The 13,516-nt window shown below is 71.4% G+C and carries 12 protein-coding genes; 6 read left to right on the top strand and 6 right to left on the bottom strand.

The genetic code is table 11. The annotated features are described in order from the left end of the window. Window positions 1-29: 29 nt before the first annotated feature. The 3 genes from E1267_RS38075 to E1267_RS38065 all read left to right on the top strand — a co-directional run bounded on the left by E1267_RS38075 (window position 30) and on the right by E1267_RS38065 (window position 3,459). Window positions 30-752, top strand: coding sequence for a DUF3152 domain-containing protein (locus tag E1267_RS38075; RefSeq protein ID WP_132340223.1), 723 nt, complete (start codon window positions 30-32; stop codon window positions 750-752). Between the two features lie 13 nt (window positions 753-765). After that, window positions 766-2,199: a carboxylesterase/lipase family protein gene (locus tag E1267_RS38070; protein WP_132340221.1), complete on the top strand. Its 1,434-nt coding sequence runs from the start codon at window positions 766-768 to the stop codon at window positions 2,197-2,199. 144 nt (window positions 2,200-2,343) lie between these two features. Next, a complete protein-coding gene (locus tag E1267_RS38065; protein WP_132340219.1) occupies window positions 2,344-3,459 on the top strand; it encodes an MBL fold metallo-hydrolase in 1,116 nt (371 codons plus the stop codon). Window positions 3,460-3,474: 15 nt separating this feature from the next. On the opposite strand, the gene E1267_RS38060 is transcribed toward E1267_RS38065, so the two are convergent. The 5 genes from E1267_RS38060 to E1267_RS38040 are packed head-to-tail and all read right to left on the bottom strand — an operon-like array spanning window position 3,475 to window position 10,600. Next, on the bottom strand, window positions 3,475-4,428 hold the full coding sequence (locus E1267_RS38060) for an ABC transporter permease (protein ID WP_132340217.1): 954 nt from the start codon (window positions 4,426-4,428) through the stop codon (window positions 3,475-3,477). Further along, on the bottom strand, window positions 4,425-5,396 hold the full coding sequence (locus E1267_RS38055; RefSeq protein ID WP_132340215.1) for an ABC transporter permease: 972 nt from the start codon (window positions 5,394-5,396) through the stop codon (window positions 4,425-4,427). Before E1267_RS38055 ends, E1267_RS38060 begins: the two co-directional genes overlap by 4 nt. Further along, window positions 5,389-6,945, bottom strand: coding sequence for a sugar ABC transporter ATP-binding protein (locus E1267_RS38050; protein ID WP_165960023.1), 1,557 nt, complete (start codon window positions 6,943-6,945; stop codon window positions 5,389-5,391). The genes E1267_RS38055 and E1267_RS38050 overlap by 8 nt, the downstream gene beginning before the upstream one ends. Window position 6,946: 1 nt before the next feature. Continuing rightward, window positions 6,947-8,014, bottom strand: coding sequence for an ABC transporter substrate-binding protein (locus E1267_RS38045; protein WP_132340211.1), 1,068 nt, complete (start codon window positions 8,012-8,014; stop codon window positions 6,947-6,949). A 60-nt stretch (window positions 8,015-8,074) separates the two neighbouring features. Next, window positions 8,075-10,600: a PA14 domain-containing protein gene (locus tag E1267_RS38040; RefSeq protein ID WP_220449876.1), complete on the bottom strand. Its 2,526-nt coding sequence runs from the start codon at window positions 10,598-10,600 to the stop codon at window positions 8,075-8,077. 161 nt (window positions 10,601-10,761) lie between these two features. Here E1267_RS38040 and E1267_RS38035 point away from each other — a divergent pair, with 161 nt between their 5' ends. Both E1267_RS38035 and E1267_RS38030 read left to right on the top strand, forming a co-directional pair. Next, window positions 10,762-11,562 (top strand): DeoR/GlpR family DNA-binding transcription regulator, encoded by an 801-nt coding sequence (locus E1267_RS38035; RefSeq protein WP_220449875.1) that lies wholly within the window; start codon window positions 10,762-10,764, stop codon window positions 11,560-11,562. 86 nt (window positions 11,563-11,648) lie between these two features. Continuing rightward, window positions 11,649-13,142: a sugar ABC transporter ATP-binding protein gene (locus E1267_RS38030; protein WP_246064514.1), complete on the top strand. Its 1,494-nt coding sequence runs from the start codon at window positions 11,649-11,651 to the stop codon at window positions 13,140-13,142. A 71-nt stretch (window positions 13,143-13,213) separates the two neighbouring features. On the opposite strand, the gene E1267_RS38025 is transcribed toward E1267_RS38030, so the two are convergent. After that, window positions 13,214-13,414 carry a hypothetical protein gene (locus tag E1267_RS38025; protein ID WP_132340207.1) on the bottom strand — a complete coding sequence of 67 codons (201 nt, stop codon included), beginning with the start codon at window positions 13,412-13,414 and terminating at the stop codon, window positions 13,214-13,216. Here E1267_RS38025 and E1267_RS48135 point away from each other — a divergent pair. Continuing rightward, on the top strand, window positions 13,413-13,516 hold a 104-nt coding region (locus E1267_RS48135), incomplete at its 3' end, for a WD40 repeat domain-containing protein (RefSeq protein WP_132340205.1). The genes E1267_RS38025 and E1267_RS48135 overlap by 2 nt on opposite strands.

Raw genomic sequence — 13,516 nt, 5'->3', positions numbered from 1 at the left:
CCCCACCGTGATCTCGTGGGGAGGCCACGTTGCCGCTGCGCGCACTGCTGCCGTTGCTCCTGCTCCTGCTGCCGTCCATCGGATGCGGCACACCGCCGGTCACCGTCCCACCGGTCACTTCACCGGTCGCCACCCCTCCCAGCACGTCCAGCGAGCCGTCCCCTGCCGAGCCACGGGCCCGCGCGGCCTTGCAGGTGCCGTACGCGGCGTCCGGCAGGTACGCCGTCGTACGCGGCGGCGCACCCCCGAGGCCGGGACCCGGCACGGTCGTACGCTACCTGGTCGAGGTGGAGCGCGGCCTGCCGTTCGACCCCCGTACGTTCGCCTCTGACGTGCACCGCACGCTCAACGACGAGCGGGGCTGGGGGCGTTTCCGGCGGGTCGACCAGCCGCCGGTGCGGGTGCGGGTCGCCCTGTCCAGCCCTCGCCTCACCCGCCGCCAGTGCCTGCCGCTGCGCACCGGAGGCAAGCTCTCCTGCTGGAACGGCAACCGCTCGGTCATCAACGCCCTGCGCTGGGCGAAGGGCGTCCCGCAGTACGACGGCCGGCTGAGTGACTACCGGCACTACCTGATCAGCCATGAGGTCGGGCACGCGCTCGGGCACGGTCACCGCCCCTGCCCTGGCCCCGGCCGCCTGGCTCCGGTGATGGCGCAGCAGTCCAAGTCACTGGGGCGCTGCCGGCCCAATCCGTGGCCCTTTCCGGGTCGCAATTCTCGCGAAAGACATCAGACTGAAGATCGGAGACGCTGAGGGAAGGAATCGAATGATCAAAATCGGCGCCGGCCGGGTACGCGGGTCTGAGCGGGACGGCATCTCGGTCTTCAAGGGCATACCGTTCGCGAAGACCCCGTTCGGGCCGCTGCGCTTCGCCGCGCCCGCGCCGCCCGACCCGTGGGACGGCGTGCTGGACGCCGGACGGTTCGGCCCGCGCCCGCCGCAGCCGCCGATGATGCCCGGCCTGCCCGCGTGGAGCCCGGACCAAGGGCTCGACTGCCTCACCGTGAACGTCTGGACGCCCGACCCCGGCGGCTCAGGCCTGCCCGTGATGGTGTGGATCTATGGGGGCGCGTACCGCTCCGGCTGCGCCGACCTGCCCGTCTACGACGGCGGGACGCTCGCGGGCCACGGCGCGGTCGTGGTCACGTTCAACCACCGGGTCGGCATGGAGGGGTACGGCCACGTTCCCGGCGCTCCGGACAATCGTGGCCTGCTGGACGCGGTGGCCGCGCTGCGCTGGGTGCGGGAGAACGTCGCGGCGTTCGGCGGCGACCCGGGCAACGTCACGGTGTTCGGCGAGTCGGCGGGCGCCGGCGCCGTCGCGTGCCTGATGGCGATGCCGCTGGCGGACGGCCTGTTCCGGCGGGCCATCGCGCAGAGCGTGCCGGGCATGTTCTTCACGCCCGCTCACGCCGCCCGCGTCACGGAGTCGATCGTGCGCAGGACAGGGGGCGCTTCCCCGTACGACACCCCCGCGGAGGTGCTCGTGGCGGCGGCGGAGGCGCTCGCCACCGAAGAGATACCCGGCAGACCACGCGAATGGGGACCGATCGCGTTCGCCCCGCTCGCGTTCGCGCCCGTGGTGGACGGCGACGTGCTGCCCGACACACCGTGGAACGCCCTGGCCGCCGGCGCGAGCCGCGACGTCGAGCTGATCACGGGCTACAACCGGGACGAGTACCGGATGTTCCACGTCATGGGCGGCGGGCGCTTCGACGACGTCGGGCGGGCCATGCGCATCCTGGCGCCCGCCGGGGCCGAGCGCTCCTACCGCGAGGCGTACCCGGAGGCGTCCGACGAGGACCTGTACGTGATGGTGTTGTCGGACTGGATGTTCCGGATGCCGAGCACCCTGCTGGCCGACGCGCACACGGGCACGACCTTCGCCTACGAACTGACCTGGTCGCCCACGCCGGTGTTCCGCGCCTGCCACGGCCTGGACGTGCCGCTCACCTTTGGCGCGCTCGACGACGAGCTGGCGCAGATGCTGGCCGGCGAGTCGCCCGACCTGCCGAAGCTGTCCGACCAGTTCCGCACGGCCTGGACGGCGTTCGCCGCCACGGGGGAGCCGGGCTGGCCGCGCTACGACGCGGGGACCGCCACCACGCACCTCTTCGACGTCGAACCCGCCAACGTGAACGATCCGGAGGCGCCCTCGCGCGCCCTCTGGTCGGCGACGGACTTCTCGCCGATCGGCTGATCCCGGTCTCTGGCCCAGCGGCGGGGCGCCGTGGTGGGCGGGGCGATCGCACCGAGGAACTATCGCGATATATCGTAGGTTGGGGAACACCGGGGACTCCCGCCGGGTTGAGCGGGACGGACTGATTTTCCAGGGGAGTGTGCGATGGCACGAAAGCGGACGGCACGGCGCGTCCTCGCGGGTGGTGTGGCCCTCGCCGCGGCCGGCTGGGCACTGCGCGACCTGCCCGCCGAGCTGGGTGTGCGGCCACTGACGTCGGGGCCCGACCGGGAGGCGAGGGTACGACGTTCGCCGCAGTTCAGGGACGGCGCGTTCGTCAATCCGGCGCCCGAGACGTCGCTGGCCAGGCCGCCCGCGAGCCTGCTCGGCGACCTGGCCAAGGACCGGGAGCAGCGCCGTCCCGGCGGCATCGTGCCGCTGCGCGTCCCGCCGTCCGGCCCGCCGCCCGCGGACGGTGTTCGGGCCGTCTGGTACGGCCACGCCTCCACGCTGGTCGAGATCGAGGGCAGGCGGGTGCTGTTCGACCCGGTGTGGAGCAGGCGGGCCTCCCCTTCGCGTCTCGTCGGCCCGAAGCGGCACCATCCGGTGCCCGTGGAGCTGGGCGAGCTGCCGCAGGTCGACGCGATCGCCATCTCCCACGACCACTACGACCACCTCGACCTGGCCACGGTGCGCACGCTGACGCGGACGCAGAAGGCGCCGTTCCTGGTGCCGCTGGGCATCGGCGCGCACCTGGAGCGGTGGGGCGTGCCCGCGTTCCGGATCATCGAACTCGACTGGGACGAGGAGGCCGAGGTGGCGGGGCTGCGCTTCGTCGCCACGGCGGCCCGCCACTTCTCGGGCCGCACGTTCACCCGCAACGACACGCTCTGGGGCTCCTGGGTGGTCGCCGGGGCGGGCAGGCGGGTGTTCTACGCCGGCGACTCCGGCTATTTCGAGGGTTACCGGGGCATCGGGTCGGCGCACGGGCCGTTCGACCTGACGCTGATGCCGATCGGCGCCTACAGCCCGGCCTGGCCGGACATCCACATGACGCCGGAGGAGGCCGTCAACGCCCACCTCGACCTGGGCGGCGGGCTGCTCCTGCCGGTGCACTGGGCGACGTTCACGCTGGCCCTGCACCCGTGGGCGGAGCCGGTGGAGCGGTTGTGGCGCGAGGCCAAGGCCCGCGACGTCACGATCGTCGTGCCGCGGCCGGGCGAGGCCGTGGACACCGCTGCCGCCCCGGTGGTGGACGGCTGGTGGGAGACGCTGGCCTGACCGGCCGGCGCGCGGTCAGGTCAGCCGCTGCGCCTTGCTCAGCAGCCGCTGCGCCACGACCACCAGCGCCAGGAACAACCCGCTCACCACCTGCTGGAACGCGGACGTCAGGTTGCCCACCTGGTTGATCAGGCTCTGGATCACGCCGAGCAGCAGCACCCCGGCCACCGTCCCCGTGATCCCTCCGGCTCCCCCGGTCAGCAGGGTCCCGCCGATCACCACGGCGGCGATCACGTCCAGTTCCATCCCGATTCCGAGGATCGTCACCCCGGAGGACAGGCGGGCCGCGTTGAGCGCGCCGGCCAGCCCCGCGAGCAGCCCCGACATGAGGTACACGTACACCTTCGTCCGCACCACCGGCACGCCCATGAGCGCCGCCGCCTGCTCGTTGCCGCCGATGGCGTAGACGTTCTGGCCGAAGCCCGTACGCTGCAGCAGCACCATGGCGGCCAGCGACAGCGCGATCGTGATGTAGACCGGGTACGTCAGGCCGAGCACGTTCCCCTGACCCAGCGCCGCGAAGGCGCGGTCCTCGACCAGATACGTCGTGGCGCCCTCGTCGGAGATCGCGAGCATGAGGCCGCGCACGCCCAGCAGCCCCGCCAGGGTGACGATGAACGGCGCCATGCCCGTACGCGCGATCACCAGGCCCTGCAGCAGGCCGACCAGCCCGCACACCGCCAGCGGCAGCAGCAGCGCCACGACGAGCCCGTACTGCGAGCCGTACGCCCCCAGCACGCCGCCGAGCACGAACAGCGACCCCACCGACAGATCGATGCCGCCGCTGATGATGACGAACGTCATGCCGATCGCGATGATCGCCAGGAAGGAGGACGACACGACCACGCTGGCGGCGTTCCCCGTCGTGGCGAAGGAGTCGAACGCCAGGCTGCCCACGATCACCAGCACGCCCAGCACCATGACCGCGCCGTGCTGCTGCAGCACCCGGCTCACCTGTTCACGGTTCATCGGGTGGCACGCTCCCTGGTGGCGTAGACGGCGGCCAGGATGATGACCGCCTGGACCATCTGGGTCCACGACTGCGGCAGGTTGTGTTTGATCAGCGTGGCCGCCAGCAGCTGCATGAGCAGCGCGCCCATGACGGTGCTGAGCACCCTGATCCGGCCGCCGGTCAGCGGGGTTCCGCCCACGACGACGGCGGTGATCGCCGACAGCTCGATGAACAGGCCGAGCGACGTCGGGTCGCTCGCCTGCAGGCGGGCGGTGGCGAGCACCCCGGCCAGCGCCGCGAGCAGGCCGGAGATCACGTAGACGATCAGCAGGACACGTTTGACGGGCAGTCCGGACAGCTCACTGGCCGACCGGTTGCCGCCGATCGCCACCACCTGCCGGCCGAACGTGGTCCGCCGCACCACGAACATCACGACGAGCGTGAGCGCGGCCGCGATGAGCACGATGACGGGAATCCCGGCGACGGAGCTGCTGCCCAGCGCGATCAGGTCGGGGTTGCGGAACTCGACCAACTGCGGCACGAGCACGTTGGCCAGCCCCCGTATTCCGACGAGCAGGGCCAGGGTGGCCACGATCGGCTGCACGTCGACGTAGGCGACCAGCGCCCCTCCCACGGCGCCCACGACGGCCCCGCCGAGCACGGCGACGATCAGCGCGGGCAGCCAGCCGTACCCGAGGTAGAGGACGACGAGCGCGGCGGCCAGCGACATCGCCGAGCCGACCGACAGGTCGATGCCCTGGGTGCCGATGACCAGGGCCATCCCCAGGGAGACGATCACGATGGGGGTGACCTGGACGAGCTGGGTGCGGAAGTTCGAGGCGTCCAGGAAGTGCGGCGTGAACAGCACGTTGAACAGCAGCAGCGCCAGCACGGCGGCGTACACGCCGTAGTCCTGCACCCAGCCGAACACGCGCGGCTTCAGCACGGCGACGCGGCCGGCGCCCTGGGTGGTGAGCTCAGCCATCGGCCTGCTCCGCGATCGTCGCCATGATTCTCTCCTCGGTGACGTCGTCGCCCGACAGCTCCCCCGCGACCGCGCCGTCGCGCAGCACGAGGATCCGGTCGGCGCCCTCGACCAGCTCCTCCAGGTCGGAGGAGATCAGCAGCACGCCCAGCCCCTCCAGTGCCAGCTCGTCGATCAGCGCCTGCACCTCGGCCTTGGCGCCGACGTCGATGCCCCGGGTGGGCTCGTCGAGCAGCAGGACCTTCGGCCGTACGGCGAGCCAGCGGGCGAGCAGCACCTTCTGCTGGTTGCCGCCGGACAGCTCGGAGACGAGCTGGTGCGGCGAGGCGGCCTTGATCCTCAGCCTCCGCATGAAGATCTCGACCACACGGTCGATCTTGGCGTCGGACACCACGCCGCCCCGGCCGAGCGAGGGCAGCGCGGCGAGTGCGATGTTCTCGCGGACGGACAGCGTCGGGATGATGCCCTCGGCCTTGCGGTCCTCGGGCAGCAGGCTGACGCCCGCGCGGATGGCCGCCGTGGTGGAGCCGGTGCGCACGGGCGCCCCTGCCACGAGCACCTGCCCGCCGTCAAGCGGGAGCGCGCCGACGATGGCCTTGGCGGTCTCGGTACGGCCCGCGCCGAGGAGTCCGCCGAGCCCGACGACCTCGCCGGGCCTGACGGACACGTCCACGCCGTCGAGGACGTGCCGCCGGGTCAGGCCGCGCGCCTCGATCACCGGGGAACGCCGGCCTTGCCCGCCGTCCGTGCCCGTGCCCGTGCCTGTGCCTGTGCCCGCGCGGTCGCGGGAGAAGCGGGTCGTGCCCTGCGAGCGGACCTCGCTCAGGTCGCGGCCGAGCATCAGCGAGATGAGGCGCAGGCGTTCCACGCCTGCCAGCGCCCCGGTGTGGGCGACCCGGCCGTCGCGCAGCACGGTCACCTGATCGCACACCTGGTAGAGCTCGTCGAGGCGGTGGCTGACGTACATGACGGCGATCCCCTGGTCGCGCAGCCGCCTGATCACGCCGAACAACGTCTCGACCTCGCGCGGCTCCAGCGACGAGGTGGGCTCGTCCATGATGACGACCCGCGCGTCGATGGACACGGCCCTGGCCAGCGCGACCATCTGCTGGGCGCCGACGCCGAGCGAGCGCAGCGGCCGCCTGACGTCGGTGTCGACGCCGTAGCCGGCGAGGACCCGTTCGGCCTCGCCGTTCATGGCGGCCGCGTCGATCACGCCGAAGCGGCCGCGCGGCTCGCGGCCGAGCAGCAGGTTGCGGGCCACGCTCATCATCGGGACGAGGTTGACCTCCTGGTAGATGGTGGAGATGCCGGCGCGCTGCGCGTCCATGGGGGTGCCGAAGGCGGCGGGTTGGCCCTGGTGGCGCAGCTCGCCGCCGTCCGGCTGGTACACGCCGGTGAAGACTTTGATCAGCGTGGACTTCCCGGCGCCGTTCTCCCCGACGAGGGCGTGCACCTCACCCGGGCGGAGGGCGAGGGACACGCCGTCGAGGGCGAGCACACCGGGGAAGCGCTTGCTGATCCCCCTGGCCTCGAGAACCGGTTCCAAGTCAGTACGCCTCACCGAGGGAGTCCTTGGCGTTGGTCGTGTCGTAGTCCCGGTCGGAGATGATCACCTTGTCGGGGATGGGTTCTCCGTCGAGGAACTTCCGGGCGGTCTCGAAGGCCAGCGGGCCGAAGCGGGGGTTGGACTCGATGACCGCGTGCAGCCAGCCGTCGGCGATGGCCTGGACGGCGCTGCGGGTGCCGTCCACCGACACGATCTTGATGTCGCCGGCCTCCTTGCCCGCGCCCTTCAGCGCGGTGACCGCGCCGAGCGCCATCTCGTCGTTCTCCGCGTAGATGCCGTTGATGTCGGGGTTGGACTGGATGAGCTGCTCGGTGACCTGCTGGCCCTTCTCACGCGCGAACTCGCCGGTCTGCTCGAACGAGATCGTGATGTCGGGCGCCTTCTCCTTGACACGGTCCTTGAAGCCGTTCGTACGCTCGGTGGTGACGTTGTTGCCGGGGGCTCCGAGGAGGATGGCGACCTTGCCCTTGCCGCCGAGCGCGTCGATCATGCGGTCGGCGGCGCGCTTGCCCTGCTCGTAGAAGTCCGAGCCGATGAACGTCAGGTAGTCGCTGCACGGCTTGGCGTTGATCTTCCGGTCGACCGTGATGATCGGGATCTTCTTGGCGGCGGCCTGCTGGAGCACGGGCTCCCAGCCGTCGGAGTTGAGGGGGGCGATCACCAGGAGCTGCACGCCCTGGGCGATGAGCTGCTGCACGTCGGTGATCTGCTTGGAGAACTGCGACTGGGCGTTGGTGACCTTGAGGTCCTTGATGCCGAGCTTGTCCGCCTCGTCCCTGATCGACTTGGTCTCGGCGATCCGGAACGGGTTGGCCTCCTTCTCGGACTGCGAGAAGCCGACCGTGGCCGTCTTGAGGTCGAACTTCTCGCCGCCGAACTGGTCGAGCGTGCAGGTGGGGCCGGCCGCTCCCGAGGGGGTCTGGACGACCTGCCGCCCCGCGGTGCTGGTGGCGGCGGGCGCGCTCTGGGGCTCCTCCGACTTGGCGCAGGCCGACGCGGTGAGGAGCACGGCCAGCGCCAGCGCGGCTGTCCGGATATGGGGGGTCATGGCGTTCCTTTCCTATCAGGAGCCGCGCCCGGGCCACGAGGGCCCGGGCGCGTGCGGAGCTCAGGCGCAGGACGGGTCGATCTCGCCCGTCAGGGCCTTGTGCGCGTCGTGGACGCGCTTCACGTCGGGCTTGGTGACCGCACGGTCGTACGTCATCAGGCCGTTGATCTCGGTCTCCACGTCGGTGGTCTGGGTGTAGATCGCGCCGCTGAGCTGCTCGCAGGCGTGCAGCCGCCGCAGTTCCCCGACCATGCCGACGTAGCGGTCGGTGAGCGACTCGGGGTCGGGCTCGACCGCGTAGCCCCAGCCGCCGCCGGACCAGGTGTGGCCGACCAGCGGCAGGGCCAGGCCGCCGTACTCGCCGATCACGTTGGCCCTGGTGCCCTCCGGTTTGCCGGGATTGCCGGGACCGGGGTAGATGTGGAAGTCCTTGACGTCGCCGTTGCCGCCGTCCACGGCGCCGCAGCAGTTGACTCCGCTCATGTTGTTCACCAGGCGCGAGGGGTCCCACTTCTTGACCAGGTCGGCGATGCGCGCCTGGTCGTACTGGCCCCAGCCCTCGTTGAACGGCACCCACATCACGATGGACGGGCTGCTGCGGTGCTGGTCGACCAGCTCGCGCAGCTCGGCCTCGAACTGGGGCCTGTCGTCGGCGCGTACGGCCGACGGCATGTCCTGCCAGACCAGCAGGCCCAGCTTGTCGGCGTGGTGGTACCAGCGGTCGGGCTCGACCTTGACGTGCTTGCGCACCGCGTTGAAGCCGAGCGCCTTGGTCTGCTCCAGGTCGTGGCGCAGGGCCTCGTCGGTCGGGGCGGTGTAGATGCCGTCGGGCCAGAAGCCCTGGTCGAGCGGGCCGATCTGGAAGACCGGCTTGCCGTTGAGTACCATCCGGTTGCCGGACACCTCGATGGAGCGCATCCCGAAGTAGGACTCGGCCTTGTCGCGCTTGAGCCTGACCTCCAGGTCGTACAGGTGGGGGTCGTCGGGGGACCACAGCCGGGGCTCGCGCACCGGGATCCTGAGCTCCTTGCCGGTCCTGCCGGTGGCCTTGCCGACGACGCGCCTGCCGTCCCTGGCCGTCACGACCACGGTGCCGGGCGAGCCGTGCACGGTCACCTTCACCGCCTTGCCCGGCACGTCCGGCACGGCGTCGACCCGCTCGATGTGGTCCTTGGCGACCGGTTCGAGCCAGACGGACTGCCAGATGCCGGACACGGTGGTGTACCAGATGCCGCCCGGGTCGAGCCGCTGCTTGCCGAGGGCCTGGCTGCCGGCGTCGGCCGGGTCGTACACGCCGACGACGAGCTCCTGGCGACCGTGGCGCTTGAGCGCGTCGGTCACGTCGACGCTGATCCGGTCGTAACCGCCCTTATGGGTGGTGACCCGCTTGCCGTTCACGTAGACGGCGGCCTGCCAGTCCACCGCGTCGAGGTGCAGCAGGACACGGTCGCCGCGCCAGCCACGCGGCACCTCGAACGTCCTGCGGTACCACATGCTCTCCTCGTGCCGGCCGATGCCGGACAGCTGGGACTCGACGGGATACGGCACGACGATGCGCTCGGGCAGGTCACGCCCGATGGGCGCGGCCTCGCCCTCCTTGGCGGGGGCGAACTGCCACGTGCCGTTGAGGCTCTGCCAGCGGTCCCTGACGAGCTGCGGCCTGGGGTACTCGGGCAGCGGGTTCGCCGGGTCGACGTCGTCGGCCCACTGGCTGCGCAGAATGTAGGCCGAGGTGTTGTGCACGTAGCCGTAGGTGTAGGCGGCCAGCTCGCTGCCGTCGGCGTAGGTGATGCCGCCGGTGCCGTCGTACCCGGTGCGTACGGTGTTGCCGGCCTTCGCCGGAATCGGGTGCTTGAGCTTGAGCTCGACGGTCTCGGGGTTCTTCAGGGTCGCCGCGGTCACGGGCCAGGCCGTGCCGCCGACGGTGACGGCGAGCTTGCCCGCGGCGTCCGGAGGCAGGTCGGCCAGCGCCTTGGGGAAGGTGAGCGTGGCGACGTCACCGGCCTCGTCGAGCCTGGCGTCGGCCGGGCCTCCCGGGTCGAAATCCTCGGGCAGCGTGAACGCCCGCGCGGGCACGACGGCCTTCGGCTGGCTGGGGCTCTGCCACCGCAGGCGCAGGTGGGCGCCACCGTAGTGCTCGAAGTACTCGACCTTGATGTCGTACTTCCTGCCGGACTCCAGGGCGATCGGGGTGCCGGTCTGTTCGGTGTCCCAGTCGTCCACCCAGTGGTCGATGATCGGCTTGCCGTCGATCCAGAGGCGGAAGCCGTTGTCGCCGATCATCGAGAAGGTGTAGGTCTCGGAGTGCTCGGGCTCGATCTGCCCGGTCCACCGTACGGTGACGTCGTCCTCCCTGCCGGTGAGCATGGTGAACACGGGGTTCAGGTCGGCCAGCTCCAGGTTGGGGTCGACGACGCTCGCCTTGAGCTCGGCGAAGTCGAACGCGCCCGCCGCCGAGGCGAGGTAGTAGTCGCCGCGCAGCCCGTGCCGCTCGGTCGCGGCGGAGTCAGCGGCGGAGACGGGGGGCGGCACCTGCCATAAGACGGACATCAGAACGGCGAGCAACAGCACGAGGGGCTTACGCAACGGGGGGTCCTTTCGATGCGCTGATCACGTTCGGACAGGTTTTGACCCTGACATGCTCCAAAGTAAGCACTGCCGGACCGAGCCGGTCAAGATTTCCGATCAGAATCGCTCGCGTTCGGTCAAAGGTGAACGCATGTTGGCGCGTCGAATATGATCGGGACGTGAGCGACACGCAGAGCGACGGCCGCAGGCCCGTGTTCGCCGCTGAACGCAGGCAGCGCATCCTTGAGCTGGTGCGCGCCAACGGCGCGGTGTCGCTGCGCGAGCTCGCCCAGGCCGTGCACTCCTCCGAGGTCACCGTCCGCCGTGACCTGCGCGCGCTGGAGTCCGAGGGCCTGCTCAACCGCCACCACGGCGGCGCCACCCTGCCCGGCGAGCTGTCGCGCGAGGCCGGCTACGCCCACAAGGTCTCGCTCGAGTCCGCCGAGAAGACCGCCATCGCCGAGCTGGCCGCCGCGCTGGTGGAGGACGGCGACGCCGTCGTCGTCGGGCCCGGCACCACCACCCAAGAGTTCGCCCGCCGCCTGACGCGGCACTCGGAACTGGCCGTCGTGACCAACTCACTGCTGGTCGCCCAGGTGCTGGCCGGCTCTCCGCGCGTCGAGGTGATGCTGACCGGCGGCACGCTGCGCGGCTCGATCCTGGCCCTGGTGGGCAGCGCGGCCGAGCACTCACTGGCCGGGCTGCGGGTGCGCAGGGCGTTCATCTCGGGCAACGGGCTGAGCGCCGACCGCGGGCTGTCCACGCCCAACATGCAGGTGGCGGGCGTCGACCGGGCGCTGGCCGCGGCCGCCGAGGAGGTCGTCGTGCTGGCCGACCACACCAAGATCGGCGTCGACACGATGGTGCAGACCGTGCCCGCCGACCAGATCGCCCACCTGGTCACCGACGACTCCGCGCCCCGCGACGTGCTCGACGAGCTGAGCGGCCGGGGCGTGCGCCTGCACGTCGCCCAGTTCTGATCGCGCTACTGATCGAATGTGACAAACCCGTTACGAGAATGTTTTCTTCCTCCACCACCATCGAGGCGGAGGCAACCGTGCTACAGGTGGCAGGCGTTCTCAAGACCTTCCAGGGCGTCACCGCCCTCGACCACGTCACCATGTCCGTGCGCCCCGGCGAGGTGCACGCCCTCATCGGCGGCAACGGCGCGGGCAAGTCGACCCTGGTGAAGGTGCTCTCCGGCGTCCACCCGCCCGACGCGGGCGAACTACGCTTCCGCGACGAGCCGGTCACGTTCGCCGGCCCCGCCGACGCCAGGCGGGCCGGGATCGCCACGATCCACCAGGAGACCAACCTCGTCCCCACCATGAGCGTCGCCCGCAACCTGCTGCTCGGCAGGGAGCCCAGGGGCCGGCTCGGCCTGATCGACAGCGCGGCCGTGCACGCCCGCGCTGAGGAGGTGCTGGCCGCGTACGGGCTGCGCATCGACGTACGCCGCCCGCTCGCCTCGCTCAACGAGGGCACGCGCCAGCTCGTCGCCCTGGCCAGGGCGGCCTCCGCCGACGCCCGCCTGGTCATCATGGACGAGCCCACGTCGGCGCTGGAGCACGCCGAGCTGGAGACCCTGTTCGGGGCCGTGACCCGGCTGCGCGAGGAGGGCCGCTCGGTCATCTACGTCACCCACCGGCTGGAGGAGCTGTTCGGCATCTGCGACCGGGTCACCGTGCTGCGTGACGGCCGGGTCGTGCACACCGGGCCGCTGGCGGGGCTCGACCGGCTGCGGCTGGTCTCGCTCATGCTCGGGCGGCCCTTCCACCCGGTTGAGCCGCCCCTCGCGGACGGCCCGGCCGAAGAACCCGCCGACATGCCCGTACTGGTGGCCAAGGGGCTCACCCGCCACCACGTGCTCGACGGGGTGTCACTGGCGATGCGGGCCGGCGAGGTGATCGGGCTCGGCGGGCTGCTCGGTGCCGGGCGCAGCGAGACGGCCCGCGCCATCGCGGGCGCCCTGCCGGTGGACGCGGGGCAGGTGACGGTGACCGGTGCGCGTCCCGCGTCGGGGGCGCGCAAGTGGTCGGTCAGGAGCGCCGTACGCGCCGGGATCGGCCTGGTGCCGGAGAACAGGAAGACCGAGGGCATCGTGCCCACGCTGTCGGTGCGCGACAACATCGCCCTCGCCGCGCTGCCGCGGCTGTCGCGGGCGGGGATCGTGTCCGACGCGCAGGTGGACGGCATCGTGGCGACGTTCATGAAGCGGCTCGGCATCAAGGCGGTCTCGCCCCGGCAGCCGGCCGGCGAGCTGTCGGGCGGCAACCAGCAGAAGGTGCTGCTGGCGCGGTGGCTGGCCATGCACCCCAAGGTGCTGCTGCTGGACGAGCCCACCCGCGGGGTCGACGTGGCGACCAAACTGGAGATGCAGGCGCTGCTGGACGAGCTCGCCGTGGACGGGCTGGCGATCCTGCTCATCTCCTCCGACGTGGCCGAGCTGGTGGAGAGCTGCGACAGCGTGGTGGTGCTGCGCGCCGGCGCGATCACCGAGCAGCTGACCGGCCCCGAGGTCACCGAGGACCGCCTGCTGGCGGCCCTGGCCAAGGACTGACCGGCCCTGCCCGAGGGCAGGGCTCCGCTTACTCACTCGGCCCAGGAGACGGTCGCCGGCTGTGGCGCGGCTCACGCGCGTTCCCGCTCGCGCGACCGGCGTACCCTGCGGACCACGATCTGCCGTCCGAGCAGCACCGAACCCGGCACCAGCACGACCCCCAGCAGGGAGGTGCCGAGGCCCACACCGACGTCGGCGTCCAGCAGCCTCTCGCCGTCGCCGCCGAGCACCGGCAGTCCGAGCGACACCGACACCGCCAAGCCCGCGAGCATGGCCACGCTCAAGGGGCACAAGGAGCGCGTGTCGTCCGTGGCGTTCAGTCCCAAGGGCACCATCATGGCCACCGCTTCCGCCGACCGCACGGTCCTGCTGTG

It is taken from the genome of Nonomuraea longispora (assembly GCF_004348345.1).
Lineage (GTDB): Bacteria > Actinomycetota > Actinomycetes > Streptosporangiales > Streptosporangiaceae > Nonomuraea > Nonomuraea longispora.
The sequence above is the reverse complement of the archived record's forward strand: the minus strand, read 5'-3'. Positions and strand labels throughout refer to the sequence as shown.

What these genes read in the sequence shown, in the direction of transcription:
- E1267_RS38070 (WP_132340221.1), top strand. Translation starts at nt 766, where the DNA reads ATGATCAAAATCGGCGCCGGCCGGGTACGCGGGTCTGAGCGGGACGGC.
- E1267_RS38060 (WP_132340217.1), bottom strand. Translation starts at nt 4,428, where the DNA reads ATGAACCGTGAACAGGTGAGCCGGGTGCTGCAGCAGCACGGCGCGGTC.
- E1267_RS38045 (WP_132340211.1), bottom strand. Translation starts at nt 8,014, where the DNA reads ATGACCCCCCATATCCGGACAGCCGCGCTGGCGCTGGCCGTGCTCCTC.
- E1267_RS38025 (WP_132340207.1), bottom strand. Translation starts at nt 13,414, where the DNA reads ATGCTCGCGGGCTTGGCGGTGTCGGTGTCGCTCGGACTGCCGGTGCTC.
- E1267_RS38065 (WP_132340219.1), top strand. Translation starts at nt 2,344, where the DNA reads ATGGCACGAAAGCGGACGGCACGGCGCGTCCTCGCGGGTGGTGTGGCC.
- E1267_RS38055 (WP_132340215.1), bottom strand. Translation starts at nt 5,396, where the DNA reads ATGGCTGAGCTCACCACCCAGGGCGCCGGCCGCGTCGCCGTGCTGAAG.